This is a genomic window from Streptomyces sp. DSM 41931 (assembly GCF_050271085.1).
Classification (GTDB): Bacteria; Actinomycetota; Actinomycetes; order Streptomycetales; family Streptomycetaceae; genus Streptomyces; species Streptomyces albogriseolus.
Genome location: NZ_CP189902.1, coordinates 3,677,721 through 3,695,296 on the forward strand (window position 1 = coordinate 3,677,721; position 17,576 = coordinate 3,695,296).

The 17,576-nt window shown below is 74.2% G+C and carries 16 protein-coding genes; 15 read left to right on the top strand and 1 reads right to left on the bottom strand.

What is annotated here, in order from left to right; genetic code table 11:
- Nucleotides 1-51: 51 nt before the first annotated feature.
- The gene (locus ACP7TJ_RS17095; RefSeq protein WP_093764461.1) at nucleotides 52-1,245 is read right to left on the bottom strand and encodes a pyridoxal phosphate-dependent aminotransferase; all 1,194 of its coding nucleotides are present in this window, start codon (nucleotides 1,243-1,245) and stop codon (nucleotides 52-54) included.
- A gap of 813 nt (nucleotides 1,246-2,058) precedes the next feature.
- Between ACP7TJ_RS17095 and ACP7TJ_RS17100 the strand changes: the two genes are divergently transcribed.
- The 15 genes from ACP7TJ_RS17100 (at nucleotide 2,059) to ACP7TJ_RS17170 (ending at nucleotide 17,498) form a co-directional block, all read left to right on the top strand.
- Nucleotides 2,059-2,592, top strand: a complete 534-nt coding sequence (locus ACP7TJ_RS17100; RefSeq protein WP_167741218.1) for a DUF2617 family protein — start codon at nucleotides 2,059-2,061, stop codon at nucleotides 2,590-2,592.
- Between the two features lie 59 nt (nucleotides 2,593-2,651).
- Nucleotides 2,652-4,352 carry a polyamine aminopropyltransferase gene (locus ACP7TJ_RS17105; protein WP_266399063.1) on the top strand — a complete coding sequence of 567 codons (1,701 nt, stop codon included), beginning with the start codon at nucleotides 2,652-2,654 and terminating at the stop codon, nucleotides 4,350-4,352.
- Between the two features lie 62 nt (nucleotides 4,353-4,414).
- Entirely contained in the window at nucleotides 4,415-5,335 is a 921-nt protein-coding gene (locus ACP7TJ_RS17110) for an SRPBCC domain-containing protein (RefSeq protein ID WP_387584170.1), read from the top strand.
- A gap of 47 nt (nucleotides 5,336-5,382) precedes the next feature.
- Entirely contained in the window at nucleotides 5,383-6,171 is a 789-nt protein-coding gene (locus tag ACP7TJ_RS17115; RefSeq protein ID WP_425935322.1) for an aldose 1-epimerase, read from the top strand.
- Between the two features lie 10 nt (nucleotides 6,172-6,181).
- Nucleotides 6,182-6,730, top strand: coding sequence for an orotate phosphoribosyltransferase (gene pyrE / locus ACP7TJ_RS17120; RefSeq protein WP_093764466.1), 549 nt, complete (start codon nucleotides 6,182-6,184; stop codon nucleotides 6,728-6,730).
- Between the two features lie 148 nt (nucleotides 6,731-6,878).
- Nucleotides 6,879-7,910, top strand: a complete 1,032-nt coding sequence (gene fbaA, locus ACP7TJ_RS17125; protein WP_093764467.1) for a class II fructose-bisphosphate aldolase — start codon at nucleotides 6,879-6,881, stop codon at nucleotides 7,908-7,910.
- Nucleotides 7,911-7,982: 72 nt separating this feature from the next.
- Complete coding sequence (locus ACP7TJ_RS17130) at nucleotides 7,983-9,452, top strand: MFS transporter (RefSeq protein ID WP_167741216.1); 1,470 nt, start codon at nucleotides 7,983-7,985, stop codon at nucleotides 9,450-9,452.
- Between the two features lie 17 nt (nucleotides 9,453-9,469).
- Nucleotides 9,470-9,883, top strand: coding sequence for a DUF3151 domain-containing protein (locus ACP7TJ_RS17135; protein ID WP_086704046.1), 414 nt, complete (start codon nucleotides 9,470-9,472; stop codon nucleotides 9,881-9,883).
- 165 nt (nucleotides 9,884-10,048) lie between these two features.
- Nucleotides 10,049-10,879 (top strand): tryptophan 2,3-dioxygenase family protein, encoded by an 831-nt coding sequence (locus tag ACP7TJ_RS17140; RefSeq protein WP_266399074.1) that lies wholly within the window; start codon nucleotides 10,049-10,051, stop codon nucleotides 10,877-10,879.
- Complete coding sequence (gene kynU, locus ACP7TJ_RS17145) at nucleotides 10,872-12,101, top strand: kynureninase (RefSeq protein WP_367490682.1); 1,230 nt, start codon at nucleotides 10,872-10,874, stop codon at nucleotides 12,099-12,101. Before ACP7TJ_RS17140 ends, kynU begins: the two co-directional genes overlap by 8 nt.
- 161 nt (nucleotides 12,102-12,262) lie before the next feature.
- Nucleotides 12,263-13,132, top strand: a complete 870-nt coding sequence (locus ACP7TJ_RS17150; RefSeq protein ID WP_093764471.1) for an alpha/beta hydrolase — start codon at nucleotides 12,263-12,265, stop codon at nucleotides 13,130-13,132.
- Between the two features lie 167 nt (nucleotides 13,133-13,299).
- Nucleotides 13,300-14,316, top strand: coding sequence for an alpha/beta hydrolase (locus ACP7TJ_RS17155; RefSeq protein WP_266547795.1), 1,017 nt, complete (start codon nucleotides 13,300-13,302; stop codon nucleotides 14,314-14,316).
- Nucleotides 14,313-15,506, top strand: a complete 1,194-nt coding sequence (locus tag ACP7TJ_RS17160) for an acyltransferase family protein (protein WP_425822472.1) — start codon at nucleotides 14,313-14,315, stop codon at nucleotides 15,504-15,506. Before ACP7TJ_RS17155 ends, ACP7TJ_RS17160 begins: the two co-directional genes overlap by 4 nt.
- Nucleotides 15,499-16,839: a sensor histidine kinase gene (locus ACP7TJ_RS17165; RefSeq protein WP_367448899.1), complete on the top strand. Its 1,341-nt coding sequence runs from the start codon at nucleotides 15,499-15,501 to the stop codon at nucleotides 16,837-16,839. Before ACP7TJ_RS17160 ends, ACP7TJ_RS17165 begins: the two co-directional genes overlap by 8 nt.
- On the top strand, nucleotides 16,836-17,498 hold the full coding sequence (locus ACP7TJ_RS17170; protein ID WP_266399086.1) for a response regulator: 663 nt from the start codon (nucleotides 16,836-16,838) through the stop codon (nucleotides 17,496-17,498). Before ACP7TJ_RS17165 ends, ACP7TJ_RS17170 begins: the two co-directional genes overlap by 4 nt.
- The last annotated feature ends 78 nt before the right edge of the window (nucleotides 17,499-17,576 follow it).

A 17,576-nucleotide genomic window follows, 5' to 3' on the forward strand; every position in this document is an offset into this window, starting at 1 on the left:
CTCGTCCGCGAGGGTCCGGCGGGCCGCTGCTGCACTCGTGCGAGGGAAGGGCTAGCGAGTGCCCGCGCTCTTGAGACGCGCCGCGGCCTCCTCCAGTACCTGACGCCGCTTGCAGAAGGCGAAGCGGACGAACGGCGCTCCCATCTCCTGGTGGTCGTAGAAGACGGCCGTGGGGATGGCGACGACGCCCGCGCGTTCCGGGAGGGCGCGGCAGAAGGCGATGCCGTCCGTCTCGCCCAGGGGGCGGATGTCGGCGGTGATGAAGTAGGTGCCGGACGGGCGGTAGACGGTCAGCCCGGCCTTCTCCAGGCCTGCCGCGAGGACGTCCCGCTTGGCGAGCATGTCCGCGCGGAAGCCGGTGAAGTACGACTCCGGCAGGGCGAGGGCCTCCGCGACCGCGTACTGGAACGGGCCCGCGGAGACGTAGGTGAGGTACTGCTTGGCGGAGCGGACCGCCGTGACGAGCTCGGGGGAGGCGGTGATCCAGCCGACCTTCCAGCCCGTGAACGAGAAGGTCTTCCCCGCGCTGGAGATCGTGACCGTGCGGTCCCGCATGCCGGGGAAGGACGCCAGCGGGATGTGCTCGGCGCCGTCGAACACCAGGTGCTCGTAGACCTCGTCGGTCACGACGAGCAGGTCCCGCTCGACGGCCAGCTCGGCGATCGACGCCAGCTCCTCGCGGGTGAGGACCGTGCCGGTCGGATTGTGCGGGGTGTTGATCAGCAGCAGTCGGGTGCGGTCGGTGACGGCGTCGCGCAGCTCGTCCAGGTCCAGCCGGAAGCGGCCCTCACCCGGCCGCAGCGTGACGGGGACACGGGTGCCGCCCGCCATGGCGATGCAGGCCGCGTAGGAGTCGTAGTACGGCTCCAGCGCGATCACCTCGTCGCCGGGCTCGACGAGCGCCAGCAGCGAGGCGGCGATCGCCTCGGTGGCGCCGGCGGTGACCAGCACCTCGGTGTCGGGGTCGACGGACAGGCCGTACCGGCGCTGCTGGTGGGCGGCGATCGCGGTGCGCAGCTCGGGAATGCCGGGCCCCGGCGGGTACTGGTTGCCGCGCCCGTCGCGCAGCGCCCGCACGGCGGCCTCCCGGACCTCCTCCGGGCCGTCCGTGTCGGGGAACCCCTGCCCGAGGTTGATGGCCCCGGTGCGCAGGGCCAGCGCCGACATCTCGGCGAAGACCGTCGTCCCGAACTCCGCGAGCCGACGGTTGAGAAGAGGACGATCACTGGAGGTCATACGGGCCATCCTCCGCCGGATCGGGGACGTCCTCAACTCATCTTCAGCGGCGCGCCGGGGCGAAACCTCTGGAGTTGCTCAACTCTGCTTTGGCGCGGAATCGGGGAGGGCATGTCCCGGTCACACCGTGAGCCGGGCACCCACGGGGGGATGCCGCGGGGGATCACGGGGGGAACGGGAAGGAGGGTGGCGCCATGATTGTCGGCATCATCCTGGTTGTCGGGTTCGTCCTGCTCGTGACGTTCGCCGTGCGGGCGTCCCGGGGCTCGGGAGCGGGCTCGGGGAGCGGTAGCAGCCAGTCCGGCAGCAGCTCCGGAGGCTGGTGGGCCGGAGACAGCGGGGGCGGCGCGGGGTGTGGAACGTCCTCCGGTGGAGGCTCGTCCTGCGGAGGCGGGTCGTCCTGCGGAGGGGGCGGATGCGGCGGTGGAGGCGGCTGACACGGGGCAGCGCGGCTCCACTTCGGGAGAACGCATCCGCGGCAGCGGGGTCCGCACCTGGGGCGGGCCCCGCTGTGGTGTGTCCGGGGTGGTGAACGTCCCATCAAAGCCGCTGTGTTGTGCGCCGTAATGAGCCGAAACCGGGAGCGTACGCCGTAGTTGAACAGGTGAGCTGGGGAGCCCCCCAGGGATGGAAAGCCCACGAAGTTGGGTAAAAACGCTGTGGTGGCGGCACAGTTCATGATTCCCTATAAATCAACCAGCGCAGCCATCGGATCTCCCCGCGGACCTCTTCCGGCCGGGCGACCGGGCTGACGGGCCGAGTCCCCGGTCCCCGGGGTGTGCGGACCCGTATCTCTCTCCTGTGTGCTTGCGGAGCCGATCCATGCTCACGACCCTGAACACCGCCTATTCAGATACGCGCGCGTCCGATCTCGCCTGGGCCCTGGGCCGCGAGCCGCTTCCGGCGCTGGCCTCCCTCGACTTGGAACTCCAGGGCGTGAGGCTGCAGTTGAGACTGCTCGGCGCCTCCCACCAGGTGCTGCTGGAGGAGGACCGGGGCCTCTGCTCGGAGACGGTGGCGTGCATCCCGGGCAGCAGCACGCCCCTCCCGCTGGGCGTGGCCAAGCGGGTGGACGACTGGGAGTACGAGTTCGCCGCCCGGGTGGAAGTCCTCCCTCCGGTCGCCTTCGCCGGCCGGGCGCAGGAGCTGCTCGCCCTGGTCTCCGACCACCCGCAGGGGCTCGCCGGCGTCTTCCCCGGCAGCCCGCACGCCTTCACGGCGATGCTCGCCCGCTGTCACGAGGGCCAGTTCCACTGGCGCACCTGGCACGCCTACCCGCAGGACGGCCAGCTCGTGGCCACCCGCACCCGGGTCGGAGCGCGTGTCGCCGCGCACGCCGGTGCCGTGCGGGCGTAAACAAACTTCACGCGTGTGGGTGACGTTGTGCGATGAGTGCGTGACGTAACGTCCCTCGGGTGATCGATCCGCAGGCCCCCGCTCCTCCCTCCGGCTCCCCTCAGGACCGGGGCGGGCCGGACGGTCCCCGGCGGAAGGGCGCGGACGGTGCGGGCGACGCCGGGAGCGCGATCCCGCTGCCCGTGCGCCAGGGCACGGGACGGTGGCTGGTCCTCGCGGGAGTGTTCGTCTGCGCGGCGTGCGGACTGGTGTACGAACTGGAACTCGTCGCGCTCGCCGCGTACTTGATGGGCGACTCGGTCGCCCAGACCTCCGTCGTGCTGTCCGTCATGGTCTTCGCGATGGGCATCGGCTCGCTCGCCGCCAAACGCCTGCGGCGGCACGCGGCGGCCGGGTTCGGCGCGGTCGAGGCGGCGCTCGCCCTCGTCGGCGGGGGCAGCGCGATGGCGCTGTACGCGGTGTTCGCCTGGACCGGCGACTGGGGCGGGGTGTGGGCGAGCGGCCCGCGCTGTCTGCTCGTCGCCTTCTCCCTCGCCACCGGGCTGCTCATCGGGGCCGAGGTGCCGCTGCTGATGGAGCTGATCCAGCGGATCCGGCGGCAGGACGCGGGCGGCGCGGTGGCCGACCTGTCCGCCGCGGACTACGTGGGCGCGCTGGTCGGCGGGCTCGCCTTCCCCTTTCTCCTCCTCCCCGTCCTCGGCCAGTTGACGGGCGCGCTCATCACCGGCTCGGTCAACGCGGTCGTCGGCGGCGCGCTCGTCCTCGGCCTGTTCCGGCACGACCTCACCCGGCGCGCCCGCCGTCTCCTCCTCACCGCCAACGTCTGCGTGCTCGCCCTGCTCGCCTCGGCGGCCGTCCTCGTCGACGACTTCGAACGGGCCGCCCGGCACGCCCTCTACGGCGCGGACGTCCGGGTCGCCGTGCACACCGACGTGCAGGAGGTCCTGCTCACCGGCGGGCGCGACGGACGGCCGCTCAACCTGTTCCTCGACGGGCGGCTGCGGGTCAGCGGCCGGGACGAACTCCGGTACCACGAAGCCCTCGTGCACCCCGCGATGACCGGACACCACGCGCGCGTGCTGGTGCTCGGCGGCGGCGACGGGCTTGCCGTCCGCGAGGTGCTGCGCCATCCCGGCGTACGGCGGGTGGACGTCGTCGAGCTCGACGCGGGCGTGGTGCGGCTGGCCCGCCACGATCCCGCCCTGTCCCGGCTCAACGCGCACTCCCTCGACGACCCGCGCGTCCACGTCGTCACCGCCGACGCCTTCGACTGGCTGCGGACGGCGCCCGCCGCCGCGTACGACGTCGTGGTGTCGGACCTGCCGCACCCCGGCATCACCGCCAGCACCAAGCTGTACGCACAGGAGTTCTACGGGCTGGCCCGGCAGGCGCTCGCGCCGGGCGGGCGGCTCGTGGTGCACGGGGGCGCGGTCGCCTCCCGGCCCCGCGACTTCTGGACCCTCGACGCCACCCTGTGCGCGGCCGGTCTGCGCACCACCGCGTACCGGGTGCGCGGACGGCAGGCCGGGTTCGCCGCCGGACCCGACCGGGGGCCCGCGGACCCGGCCCGCGCCCACCGCGACTGGGGGTTCGTGCTGGCCGCCGACCGGCACACCCCGCGGCCCCGCCTCGACCCGGCCGGACCCCGGCCCCGGACGCTCACCGACGCCTCCCTCGCCGCAGACGTCCGAGCGGCGGAACGCACCCGCGTCGCCGGACTCCCGCCGTCCACCCTGGTCCACCCCCGGTACGGCGACTGACGCGCCGCGACTTCTCGCGGACGGGGGTGCGGTACGGCGTCGCGTGGGTAGGCTCCGCACTCATGGAGCACGAGGTGTTCGTTCCGGTCGAGGCGCAGCGGCTCAGGGAAGTGCTGGACGACCCCGCGCGGGTCGCCCGGGCGGTGCCCGGGCTCCAGCACGACGCCGGTGCGGAACCCGTCACCGGACGGCTGAAGGTACGGATCGGCGGCTCCTCCATCACCTACCGCGGATCGGTGCGGGTGTCCCGGGCGGACGACGGCTCCTACGTCGTCGAGGGCGAGGCGGCCGAGGCCCGCGGCAACGGGACGGTACGGCTGTCCCTGCGGCTGACCCCGCGCCCCGCCGACGCCGGTACGGCGCTCGTCGTCACGGGGACCGCCACGGCGGACGGCCGCGTCACGGACCTCCCGCAGGACGCGGTGACCTCGGCGGTCACCCGCCTGCTGAACCGCTTCGCGGAGAACCTGGCCGCGGCGGCGGAGGAGACGGCGGAGCCGCCGGGCCCCCTCGGATCTCCGGAACACCTGGCGGCCGGCGACTTCGAACCCCGGGCCACGACGGACTTCGAGACCACCCCCGACGCGGAGGACGCGGCTCCGCCACCACCGCAACGGGCGAGCGCGTCCCCGTCGGACGCCGCTCCGGAAACCGGGCCCGAGACGGAAGCGGCGCCCCCGGCGGACGACGGAGCCGCCCCCGAGCCGGAGGCCCCGGACGCGGGACTCCCGGGCGGGATCGACGGGCGCCCGCTCCGCGACGACGATGACGACTCCCTCGCCGAAGCCGCACACGCGCGGCGCACGATGATCGGCCGCAGCGCCGAGGAGGTCGACCACGCACCCCCGCGCGGCCGCTACGCCCCCGTCCCCGCACCCCAGACGGTCACGTCCCCGACCCCCCTCCGCTGGGCGGCCCCCGCGGCCGCCCTGGCGGTCGCCTCGGCGGTCGTCGCGATCCGAGCCCTGCGCCGCCGCCGCTGACGCCCGCTCCCGCCCCACGTGGGTGATCGCCCCAGTAGGGTCGAGGCGTGAGTGACGAACACATCACGCTGACCGCGGGTGACGCGGAGGTGGACGTGCTGCCGGGGAACGGCGGGCGGGTCGGCGGGCTGCGGCTCGGGGGTGTGGAGCTGCTGCGGCAGGGGGAGCGGTACGGCTGCTTCCCGATGGTCCCCTGGTGCGGGCGGCTGCGCGACGGGCGGTTCCGGGACGGCGCCGCCGTGCGGCAGATGCCGCTCAACGCGCCTCCGCACGCCATCCACGGCACCGCGCGCAACGCCCCCTGGCGCACCGCCCGCACCAGCACGGACGAGGCCGTGCTGACGTACGACCTCACGGATCCGTGGCCGTACCCGGGGCGGGTCACCCAGCAGGTGGCGCTCACCGAGGATTCGCTGACGCTGACGATGAGCGTCGAGACGCACGGCTCGTCGTTCCCCGCGCAGCTCGGCTGGCACCCGTGGTTCCTGCGCAACCTCGGCGGTGAGGACGTGACCCTCGGCTTCGAGCCCGCCTGGCAGGAGGAGCGCGGGGAGGACCACCTGCCCACCGGGCGGCGCGTCGACCCCCGGCCGGGCCCGTGGGACGACTGCTTCGGGATGCCCGGCGGCGTGGACGTCACCCTCACCTGGCCGGGGCAGCTCCGGCTGAAGGTGACCAGCCGCGAGGAGTGGGTCGTGGTCTACGACGAGCAGGCCGAGGCCGTCTGCGTGGAGCCGCAGACCGGGCCGCCGGACGGGCTGAACACCCACCCGCGCCTGGTCACGCCGCTGGAGCCGCTGGAGGCCTCCACGACCTGGACCTGGACCCGGCTTTAAGCTGACAGGCATGACGGACACGCGCGGCGCGCTGCTGCAGCAGATCAAGGACAAGGCCGTGGTACACGGCAAGGTGACCCTCTCCTCCGGTCTGGAGGCCGACTACTACGTCGACCTGCGCCGCATCACCCTCGACGGCGAGGCCGCCCCGCTGGTCGGGCAGGTGCTGCTGGACCTGACCGAGGAGCTGGAGTTCGACGCGGTGGGCGGGCTGACCATGGGCGCCGACCCCGTCGCCGCCGCCATGCTGCACGCCGCCGCCGCGCGCGGCCGCACGCTGGACGCGTTCGTGGTGCGCAAGGCCGCCAAGGCGCACGGTCTGCAGCGTCGTGTGGAGGGCCCGGACATCAAGGGCCGCCGCGTGCTGGTGGTGGAGGACACCTCCACCACCGGCGGCTCCCCGCTCACCGCCGTGGAGGCCGTGCGCGAGGCCGGCGCCGAGGTCGTGGGCGTGGCGACGATCGTCGACCGGGCCACCGGCGCCGCCGAGAAGATCCGCGAGGGCGCCGGGGTGCCGTACCTGTTCGCCTTCTCCAAGGACGAGCTCGGCCTGGACTGACCGGCCCCGCCGACCACAGGGCGGACGGCGGCATGGACGTTCCGGCCGAGTCTGGAAGGATGTGACCGACAATGACGTCGCATCCAAGGTTCCAGGTCAGGGCCGACAGTACGCAGCACCCCACACCGCACTCTTAAGGAGCGGACAGATGCCCATCGCAACTCCCGAGGTCTACAACGAGATGCTCGACCGGGCGAAGGCAGGCAAGTTCGCCTACCCGGCCATCAACGTCACCTCGTCCCAGACCCTGCACGCGGCTCTGCGCGGCTTCGCCGAGGCGGAGAGCGACGGCATCGTGCAGATCTCCACGGGCGGTGCCGAGTTCCTGGGCGGCCAGCACAGCAAGGACATGGTGACCGGCGCCGTCGCGCTCGCCGAGTTCGCGCACATCGTCGCCGAGAAGTACGACGTCAGCATCGCCCTGCACACGGACCACTGCCCGAAGGACAAGCTCGACGGCTATGTACGCCCGCTGCTCGCGGTGTCCGAGGAGCGCGTCAAGGCCGGCCGCAACCCGCTGTTCCAGTCCCACATGTGGGACGGCTCCGCGGAGACCCTGGCCGACAACCTGTCCATCGCGCAGGAGCTGCTGGAGCGCGCCCAGGCCGCCAGGATCATCCTCGAGGTCGAGATCACCCCGACCGGCGGCGAGGAGGACGGCGTCTCCCACGAGATCAACGACTCCCTCTACACCACGGTCGACGACGCGATCCGCACCGCCGAGGCGCTGGGCCTGGGCGACAAGGGCCGCTACCTGCTCGCCGCGTCCTTCGGCAACGTGCACGGCGTGTACAAGCCGGGCAACGTCGTCCTCCGTCCCGAGCTGCTGAAGGAGCTCAACGAGGGCGTCGCCGCCAAGTACGGCAAGCCGGCCGGCGCGCAGCCGTTCGACTTCGTGTTCCACGGCGGTTCGGGCTCCACCGAGGAGGAGATCCGCACCGCGCTGGAGAACGGCGTCGTCAAGATGAACATCGACACCGACACCCAGTACGCGTTCACGCGTCCGGTCGCGGACCACATGTTCCGCAACTACGACGGCGTCCTGAAGGTCGACGGCGAGGTCGGCAACAAGAAGACCTACGACCCGCGCACCTGGGGCAAGCTGGCCGAGGCGTCGATGGCCGCCCGCGTCGTGGAGGCCTGCACGCACCTGCGCTCGACGGGCACCCGCATCAAGTAACCCGCGCGCCCGACCCGCACGCGTCGAGCCCGGCACCTGCCCAGGTGCCGGGCTCTTCCGTATGCTCCGGGTATGCCCGATGTCCGGCTGGCGTCCCCGCAGGGCAGGTGGATCCTGTTCACCACGGTCCTCGGCTCCGGCATGGCCCTGCTCGACTCGACCGTCGTCAACGTCGCCCTGCCGCGCATCGGCGAGGACCTCGACGCCGACCTCGCCGCGCTCCAGTGGACCGTCAACGCCTATCTGGTCACGCTGGCCGGGCTGATCCTGCTGGGCGGGGCGCTCGGCGACCGGTTCGGGCGGCGCCGGGTGTTCGTCGTCGGCGTGCTGTGGTTCGCCGCCGCCTCCCTGCTGTGCGGGATCGCGCCGGACGAGGGCGTGCTCATCGCGGCCCGGGCGCTCCAGGGCGCGGGCGGGGCGCTGCTGACCCCCGGCTCGCTCGCGCTGATCCAGGCGTCCTTCCACCCCGACGACCGGGGCCGCGCGGTCGGCCTGTGGTCCGGCTTCGGCGGCATCGGGGCGGCCGTGGGACCGTTCCTCGGCGGCTGGCTGGTGGACGGGCCCGGCTGGCGCTGGGTGTTCCTGATCAACGTGCCGCTCGCCCTGCTGTGCGCGCCGGTGGCCGTGCGCCATGTGCCCGAGTCGTCGGGCGGCACGGCGGAGGGGCGCTTCGACGTGTTCGGCGCGGCGCTCGGCGCGGTCGCCCTCGCGCTGGTGACGTACGCGCTGATCGGGGCCGGTGACGGGTCGCCGCTGGTCGTGGTGTCCGCGGTGGCGGGGCTCGCCGCCGCCGTCGGGTTCGTGCTGGTGGAGAAGCGGCGGCCGGGCCCGATGATGCCGCTGGAGATCTTCGCGTCCCGCCAGTTCTCGGCGATCAACGGCGTCACCCTGTGCGTGTACGCGGCGTTCGGCGGGTTCTTCTTCCTCGCCGCGCTGCAGCTCCAGGTGGTCGTCGGCTGGTCCGCCCTCGCCGCCGGCACCGCGCTGCTCCCGACGACCGCCCTGATGCTGCTGCTCTCCGCCCGCTCGGGCGAGCTGGCCGACCGGATCGGGCCGCGCCTGCCCCTCACCGTCGGCCCGCTGCTGTGCGCGGCCGGGGTGCTGCTGATGCTGCGGGTCGGGCCGGACGCCTCGTACGCCGCCGACGTGCTGCCCGCGCTGCTGGTGCTGGGCCTCGGCATGGTCACCCTGGTCGCGCCGCTCACGGCGTCCGTGCTGGCGTCCGTGGACACCGCGCGGGCGGGCCTGGCCAGCGGGGTCAACAACGCGGCCGCCCGGGCCGCCGGACTGCTGGCGGTGGCCGCGCTGCCGCTGCTCGCCGGGATGGGTCCGGAGGCGTTCCGGCAGCCGGCGCAGTTCGACGCCGCGTTCGACCGGGCGATGCTGCTGTGCGCGGGCGTCCTGGTGATCGGCGCGGTCCTGGCCGCGGCGACCGTGCGCCGTCCCGCGCCGGGCTGCCGGCGTCCCGAGTGCCGTACCCACGGCAGTGTGGCCGTGCCCCCGCTGGAGGCGGACCCGCGCCGGGGGAGCCGCGCCGTCTGATGTACGAGACTGGACCCATGTCCATTCACGAGAACCTCCTCGGGGGCCCGCCCCCGACCCACCTCCCCGACGACCCGGAGCCGCGCGAGCTGCTGGCGTCCGGCGCCACCGCCGCCGAGGTCGCGGGCCGCTACCCGACCTCCTCGCTGGCCTGGGCGCGGCTCGCCGACGAGGCGTTCGAGCGGGACAGCGTCGTCGAGTCCTACGCGTACGCCCGCACGGGTTACCACCGCGGCCTGGACGCGCTGCGCCGCAACGGCTGGAAGGGCCACGGCCCGGTGCCGTGGGAGCACGAGCCGAACCGCGGCTTCCTGCGCGCCCTGCACGCCCTCGCCCGCGCCGCGCAGGCGATCGGCGAGCAGGAGGAGTACGAGCGCTGCTCCCAGTTCCTGAAGGACTCCTCGCCGACGGCGGCCCAGGTCCTGGGCTGAACCGGCCGGAAAACGGAATGTGATCACCACGGGGCCCGCCCGCTCGGCGGGCGGGCCTTGCGGTGGTGGGGGACGATTGCGCAGGATGCACCGTGGGGACCGGGGCCCCCGTGCCGGTAACGGCAGGGGCGGACCGCTACCCGGAGTACATTTCAGGAGACAGCGATGTCCCACGAGGCTCACGAGCCCGAGACCCCGCATCTCGACTTCCAGGGCACGACCCCGTACGAGGACTACGTCAAGGCGGACGTCCTCACCCACCTCCAGCACACCCTCTCGGACGATCCCGGAGAGATGGTCTTCCTGGTCACCACCCAGGTGATGGAGCTGTGGTTCACCGTCATCGTGCACGAGTGGGAGACCGCGGCGCAGGCGCTGCGCCGGGACGACGTGCCGACCGCGCTCGACGCGCTGCGCCGCTCACGGCGCGAACTGGAGGCGCTGAACGCCTCCTGGCGGCCGCTGGCCGGGCTCACCCCGGCGCAGTTCAACTCCTACCGGGGCGCCCTCGGCGAGGGGTCCGGGTTCCAGTCGGCGATGTACCGGCGCATGGAGTTCCTGCTCGGCGACAAGTCCGCGTCGATGCTGGTCCCGCACCGGGGAGCGCCGCGGGTGCACGCCGAGCTGGAGAAGGCCCTGCACGAGCCCAGCCTGTACGACGAGGTGCTGCGGTTCCTCGCCCGGCGCGGCCACCCCGTGCCGAAGGAGGTGCTGGAGCGCGACGTGTCCCGGAAGTACGAGCCGTCGCGTGCGGTCGAGGAGATCTGGACGGCCGTCTACGCGGGCGACGAGCGGGACGAGGTGGCACGGCTCGGCGAGGCGCTGACCGACGTCGCCGAACTGGTGTGGCGCTGGCGCAACGACCATCTGGTCGCCACCCGCCGGGCCATGGGCGCCAAGACCGGAACAGGAGGGTCCGCCGGAGTGGCGTGGCTGGAGAAGCGGGCGCAGAAGAGCGTCTTCCCCGAGCTGTGGACGGCGCGGTCCTATGTCTGAGCCGATGGAGAAGGCGGAGAAGGCGGAGCTGACGGAGAAGGCGGAGAAGCTGGACGCCGGGGACGAACTCGCCGCCAAGCGCGCGGAGTTCGTCCTCGACGGGCCCGACGGCGCGGTCTACCTGGACGGCAACTCGCTGGGCGCGCTGCCCGTCGCGGTGCCCGGCCGGGTCGCGGACGTGGTCGGCCGCCAGTGGGGCGAGATGCGCATCCGCTCCTGGACGGAGAGCGGCTGGTGGACGGCGCCGGAGCGGATCGGCGACCGGATCGCCCCGCTGGTCGGCGCGGCGGCCGGGCAGATCGTGGTGGGCGACTCCACCAGCGTCAACGTGTTCAAGGCGCTGGTCGGCGCGGTGCGGCTGGCCCAGGAGACCGGCCCGGGCCGGGACGAGATCCTGGTCGACGCGACCACGTTCCCCACGGACGGCTACATCGCCGGGTCGGCGGCCCGCATGACCGGCTGCACGCTGCGGCCCGTGGAACCGTCGCAGGTGCCGGGCGCGCTCGGGGAGCGCACGGCGGCCGTGCTGCTCAACCACGTGGACTACCGCACCGGGCGGCTGCACGACCTGCCGTCGCTCACGGCGGCCGTGCACGCGGCGGGCGCGTACGCCGTCTGGGACCTGTGCCACAGCGCGGGCGCGCTGCCGGTCGGCCTGGACGCGCACGGCGTGGACCTGGCCGTCGGCTGCACCTACAAGTACCTGAACGGCGGCCCCGGTTCGCCCGCGTACCTGTATGTGCGGGCGGACCTCCAGGACCGCTTCGACTCTCCGCTGCCCGGCTGGAACTCGCACGCGGAGCCCTTCGGGATGCGCTCCGACTACGCGCCGGCGGAGGGCGCGGTGCGGGGGCGGGTCGGCACCCCGGACATCCTCTCCATGCTCGCCCTGGAGGCGGCGCTCGAGGTGTGGGACGGGGTGACGGTCGAGGCGGTGCGCGCCAAGTCCCTCGCCCTGACCGACTTCTTCCTGGAGTGCGTCGGGGAGTACGTCCCCGAGGGCAGGGTGGAGTGCCTCACCCCGCTGCCGCACGCGGAGCGGGGCAGCCAGGTCGCCCTGCGCTGCGCCGACGCCGGTCCTGTGATGCGGCGGCTGATCGACCGGGGCGTGGTCGGCGACTTCCGCCACCCGGACGTGCTCCGCTTCGGATTCACCCCGCTCTATGTCGGTTTCGCCGACGTGGAACGGGCCGCGCGGGTGCTCGCCGAGGAGCTGCGCTAGGCCGGCCGGGGCCGGGACGGGACCGTCCCGGCCCCGTTCCCGCCGGTCAGGCGGGGCCTCCCGGTGAGGAGGGCGGGCGGAGTGCTGGTACCGTCCCGCCCGAACGGCCGCGTACACGCCCGGTCCGGTCGAACCACGTTGTATCGCTGAGAGGTTGGAGCATGACGGACGACGTCGCAGCCGCCCGGGCCGCCGCCGAGGAGAAGTCGGCCTTCTCCCACCCGCCGGTCGATCCGGACGCCACGGCGGCCTACGGCGACGACCCCGATCACGTCATCGACCTCTACGCGCCGCGCGGCGGGAGCGGACCCGCGCCGGTGGTCGTCGTGCTGCACGGCGGCGCCTGGCGCACCCCCTACGACCGGCGTCATGTCAGCCCGTTCGCCGCGTTCCTGGCGCACCGCGGCTTCGCCGTGGCCAGTGTCGAGTACCGGCGCGGTGCGACGCGGGCGGACGGCGGCGACGCGGTGGCCGGGCGGTGGCCCGACACCTTCGACGACGTCGCCGCCGCGCTGGACGCCCTGCCGGGGCTGATACGTGAGCTGCTCCCGGCGGGCGATCCGCGCCGCATCGTCCTCACCGGCCACTCCGCGGGCGGACACCTGGCCCTGTGGGCCGCCGCCCGGCACCTCCTGCCCGCCGGCTCGCCCTGGCGCACCGACGCCCCGGCGCCCCTGCGCGGGGTCGTCGCCCTCGCCCCCATCGCGGACCTCGAGGTCGCCGACAAGCTGGGCGTGTGCGACGGCGCGGTCCGCGAACTGCTGGGCGGCGACGACCACTTCGCCGAACGCAGGCCGCACGCCGACCCGGCGCTGCTGCTGCCCACCGGCATCGCCACCACCCTCGTCCAGGGCCGCGCCGACATCGACGTCCCGCTCGCGGTCGCCGAGGCGTACGCGGACGCGGCGGCGAAGGCCGGTGAGGTGGTCGGGGTGACCCTGCTGCCGGACGTCGGCCACTTCCCGCTCATCGATCCCGCGGCGGACGCCTGCGCGATCGTCGCGGAGGAGATCGCCCAGCTCGCGTGGTGAGGGCGGCGCCTGCAACTCCCCCTCACCGGGGGCCCGGTCATACCCCTAGTACCTGAGAGCTACCCCGCGGATGAGTCCCCCGGTGGGACGCGGGTTACGGACCACGCTCCGTAACTTCCCTTCCTGGCACGCCCGATGGCCGGGCGGACGGGAAGGAAGCGGCGACGATGGAGCAGGGGCGCGAGCGGGGGACTCCGGACACGGGACCGGACGGACCGGAGGGCCCGGCACACCGGCCGGCCGGCCGGACGCGGCGCGGGCTGCTCGCCCTGCTGGTCGCCGCCGCCGTGGCCGTGCCCCTCGCCGGGGCCGCGCGCCCGCAGGCGCCCGCGCCGCCGCCCGCCCAGGTCCCGCCCCCGGCCGTCGCCGGACTCGACGCGACCTACGCCGCCCACCGGGCCAACGCGGCCGAGGCGGCCCGCACGGCGGCGGACCACGGGTACCGCAAGCGAGCCACAGCCGAACGACGGATCGCCCGGGGCCAGTTGCTGCACTTCGACGGACGGGGGGCCGGGCTGGTCACCGAGGTGCTCGGCGACCTCGCGCACGCCGACCGCGTCGCCGTGCTCGTCCCCGGCTCCGACACCGGCATCGACACCTACGGCCGCTTCCGCGCCACCGCCCTCGCCCTGCACCAGCGGCTGACACGGGAAGCGCCCACGGGGGTGCGCACAGCGGTCGTCGCGTGGCTCGGTTACGAGACGCCCGGCACGCTCAGCCCCTCGGTCACCACGACCGGCCGCGCGGAGGAGGCCGCTCCCGAACTGCGCACGTTCATAGGAGACGTGCGGGCAGTCGCCGCCCCTCGCGCACGCGTCTCCCTGCTGTGCCACTCCTACGGCTCCGTCGTCTGCGCGCGGGCCGCCGCCGGACTCGACGTCGACGACCTGGTGTTCCTCGGCAGCCCCGGCACCGGCGCCGACACGGCCGCCGGCCTGCGCACCCGCGCCCGGGTGTGGGCCGCGCGCGGCGCCGACGACTGGGTCGAGCACGTCCCGCACCTCGACGCCGGCCTGTTCGGCACGACCGTCGGCTTCGGCACCGACCCCGTGTCCGAGGAGTACGGCGCCCGGGTCTTCGCGGCCGGCGACGGCGGACACAGCGACTACTTCGCCCCCGGCTCCCCGTCCCTGGCCAACCTGACCCGGATCGTCCTCGGCGACACCCAGGAGGTGACCCGATGACCCGCCTCGTCGTCGCGATGCGGGACACCGCCGCCCGCGTCGACACGGCCACCCCCGCCCACCGCGACCGCGCCGTGGACGCCTTACGCGCCTTCGCCGTCCTCGGTGTGGTCCTCGGGCACTGGCTGGTCACCGCGCTGGTCGCGGACGGCCGCACCCTGCGCACCGCCAGCCCGCTGCAGCACATGCCCTGGCTGGCCCCGGTGTCCTGGACCTTCCAGACCCTCGCCGTGTTCTTCCTGGTCGGCGGGCACGTCGCGACCCGCTCGTACGCCTCGGCGCGGGGGCGGGGGACGCCGTACCACCGCTGGCTGCACGCCCGGCTGGCGCGGCTGTTCGGGCCGGTCGTCGCCGTCCTCGGCCTGTGGACGGTCGTGACGCTCGCGCTGCTGCTGTCCGACGCCGAGTACGCGACCGTGCGGACGCTGGTGAAGCTGGCGCTGTCCCCGATGTGGTTCCTGCTGGTCTTCGCCGCCCTCACCGCCGTGACCCCGCTGGTCGCCCGGCTGCATCCGCTGTGGCCGCTGGCCGTCGTCCTCCACGTCGACGTGCTCCGCTTCGGCCTCGGCGCGTCCGACGGGCTGGGATGGCTGAACCTCGCCGCGGGCTGGCTGGTGCCGTACACGCTGGGCGCGGCCTGGACCCGGGGCGAGCTGGAGGGCCGTACGTCCGGGTGGGTGCTGCTGGGCGGCGGCACGGCGGCGACGGCGGCGCTGGTCGCGTGGGCGGGCTATCCGGCCGCGATGGTCGGGGTGCCGGGCGCGGAGGTGTCCAACCTCGATCCGCCGACCTTGGCCGCCGTCACCTTCGGCCTCGCCCAGTGCGGGCTCGCGCTGCTGCTGCGGGACCGGCTGCGGCGCGCGATGCGGCGGCCCCTGGCGTGGGCGGCGGTGGCGCTGGTCAACCTGTCCGCGATGACGGTGTTCCTGTGGCATCAGACCGCCCTGATGGCCGCCACCGCCGCCCTTCTCCCCGCCGGCCCGCTGCCCGGTCTGCACACCGTCCCGGACGGTCTCGGCTGGGTCGCCGCCCGGCTGCCCTGGCTGGCGGCGTTCGCCCTCGCCCTCGCGGTGTGCGGGGCGGCTTTCCGCACCTGGGAGCGGGGCGGGGGCCGTCCGCTCAGGCGGGTACGGCCGTCGAGGGTGGTCCGCGCGCACCGCCCGACGACCGAGCGGGCCCCTCATGTCTAGGCTGAACGGTGTGGTGGACACGGGGGTGGAGCACATACGGCGGTGGCTGGGCGTCCTGCGCGACGACCTGATGACCGCGCGGGCCGACCCCATGCCGCCGTCGACATGGCTGCGGTGGCTGCCGCACGGGGTCGTCTGGCTGGCCGCCCTCGGTGTGCTGCTCGGTGACGCGGCCCAGCTGAGCGACAACGGCGGGCTCGATGCCGGGTTCGCTTTCCTGGTCGCCCTGGGCCAGGCCGGCGCGATGGTGTGCGCGTTGTGGCGCCCGGTGCTCGCCTGGTGGATGTCGCTGGCGGCCATGCTGGTGGCGGCGTTCGCCGTGCGGGCGGTGATGACCGTGGACGGCGAGACGTTCACCTGGCCCTGGTCGGCCGCGGGGCTGATCGCGCACCTGTTGGTGCTCCTGCTGCTGGCCCTGCGGGTGCCCACCCGGGTCTCGGCGGAGGCGCTGGCCCTGACCGCACTCGCCACCTACGTCGTGCAGGGGCTGGTGGGCGCGGTGGAGTACCAGCCGACCGGCCAGCTCGCCGCCGTGCTCTTCACCGTCGCCGTCGTCCTCGGCGCCGCTCTGCGCGGGCGTCGCGAGGCCCGCGCGGAACTGGGCCGGCAGACCACGCTCACCGCCGAGGAACGCGCCCGCCGCACGCTCCTGGAGGAACGCAACCGCATCGCACGGGAGTTGCACGACGTGGTGGCCCACCACATGTCGGTGATCTCCATTCAGGCGCAGGTCGCCCCGCACCTCGTGCGGGACCCGTCCGACGAGCTGAAGGAGAACCTCGCCGGCATCCGGCAGAACGCCGTCGAGGCGCTCACCGAACTGCGCCGGGTCCTCGACGTGCTGCGCTCCGAGCACCCCGCCGCCGCCGACCCGGCCGACGGGTCGGGGCGTGCCCCGCACGCCCCGCAGCCCACCCTCGGCCGGCTGGAGGCGCTCGTGGAGAACACCCGCGCCGCCGGACTCACCGTGACCACCGAGGTCACCGGCGCGCGCCGTCCGCTGCCGCCCGGTGTGGAGCTGTCGGCGTACCGGATCGTGCAGGAGGCGCTGAGCAACGTGCTGCGGCACGCGCCCGGCGCCACCGCGCACGTCACCCTCGCCTACGGGCCGGGCGCCCTGCGGGTGGAGGTCGCGAACACCGCCCCCACCCGGGAGCCGCCGCCCTCCGCCGGGGCCGGGCACGGGCTGCTCGGCATGCGGGAGCGGGCGGTCATGCTGGGCGGCACCCTCACCGCCGGCCCCTGGTCCGGGCGCGGTTACCGCGTCGAGGCCCGCCTCCCCGTGTCCGCACCGCCCGCCACCGACCCCCTCCCCCAGGACGGCACCGCATGATCCGCGTACTGATCGCCGACGACCAGCAGATGGTGCGGCAGGGCTTCACCGTGCTGCTGAACACCCAGCCCGACATCGAGGTCGTCGGCCAGGCGGTGAACGGGATCGAGGCGGTCGGGCAGGTCGGCGAACTCGTCCCGGACGTCGTCCTGATGGACATCCGCATGCCCGAACTCGGCGGCATCGAGGCCACCGCCCGCATCACCGCCGTCCACCCCGAGGTGAAGGTGCTGGTGCTGACCACCTTCGACCTCGACGAGTACGTGTACGAGGCGCTGCGCGCGGGCGCCTCCGGCTTCCTCCTCAAGGACGCCTCCGCCGAGCAGCTCGCCGAGGCGGTCCGGGTGGTGGCGGCCGGGGACGCGCTGCTCGCGCCGGGCGTCACCCGCCGGCTGATCGCCGAGTTCTCCCGCCTGGACCCGCGGCCCCGCACGCCCCTGCGCCGGAAGGTGGGCGACCTCACCGAGCGGGAGACGGAGGTGCTGTCGCTGATCGCGCAGGGCCTGTCCAACGCGGAGATCGCCGTACGGCTCGTGGTGGCCGAGCAGACGGTGAAGACGCACGTCGGCCGGATCCTGGTGAAGCTGGGCCTGCGCGACCGCACCCAGGCGGCGGTCTTCGCCTACGAGTCGGGGCTGGTGCGTCCCTCCGGTTACTGAGGCCCGCGAGTACCGTCGGGTAACGCCGCGCGGCCTGCGTAGTACCTGAGACGGACGCCCCGGAATGCGTCTCCACGG

Bases quoted from the DNA above. Each gene is read 5' to 3' on its own strand.
- ACP7TJ_RS17150 (WP_093764471.1), top strand. From the start codon at position 12,263: ATGACGGACGACGTCGCAGCCGCCCGGGCCGCCGCCGAGGAGAAGTCG.
- ACP7TJ_RS17135 (WP_086704046.1), top strand. From the start codon at position 9,470: ATGTCCATTCACGAGAACCTCCTCGGGGGCCCGCCCCCGACCCACCTC.
- ACP7TJ_RS17160 (WP_425822472.1), top strand. From the start codon at position 14,313: ATGACCCGCCTCGTCGTCGCGATGCGGGACACCGCCGCCCGCGTCGAC.
- ACP7TJ_RS17130 (WP_167741216.1), top strand. From the start codon at position 7,983: ATGCCCGATGTCCGGCTGGCGTCCCCGCAGGGCAGGTGGATCCTGTTC.
- pyrE (WP_093764466.1), top strand. From the start codon at position 6,182: ATGACGGACACGCGCGGCGCGCTGCTGCAGCAGATCAAGGACAAGGCC.
- kynU (WP_367490682.1), top strand. From the start codon at position 10,872: ATGTCTGAGCCGATGGAGAAGGCGGAGAAGGCGGAGCTGACGGAGAAG.
- ACP7TJ_RS17095 (WP_093764461.1), bottom strand. From the start codon at position 1,245: ATGGCCCGTATGACCTCCAGTGATCGTCCTCTTCTCAACCGTCGGCTC.
- ACP7TJ_RS17110 (WP_387584170.1), top strand. From the start codon at position 4,415: ATGGAGCACGAGGTGTTCGTTCCGGTCGAGGCGCAGCGGCTCAGGGAA.
- ACP7TJ_RS17140 (WP_266399074.1), top strand. From the start codon at position 10,049: ATGTCCCACGAGGCTCACGAGCCCGAGACCCCGCATCTCGACTTCCAG.
- ACP7TJ_RS17165 (WP_367448899.1), top strand. From the start codon at position 15,499: ATGTCTAGGCTGAACGGTGTGGTGGACACGGGGGTGGAGCACATACGG.
- ACP7TJ_RS17100 (WP_167741218.1), top strand. From the start codon at position 2,059: ATGCTCACGACCCTGAACACCGCCTATTCAGATACGCGCGCGTCCGAT.
- fbaA (WP_093764467.1), top strand. From the start codon at position 6,879: ATGCCCATCGCAACTCCCGAGGTCTACAACGAGATGCTCGACCGGGCG.
- ACP7TJ_RS17155 (WP_266547795.1), top strand. From the start codon at position 13,300: ATGGAGCAGGGGCGCGAGCGGGGGACTCCGGACACGGGACCGGACGGA.
- ACP7TJ_RS17170 (WP_266399086.1), top strand. From the start codon at position 16,836: ATGATCCGCGTACTGATCGCCGACGACCAGCAGATGGTGCGGCAGGGC.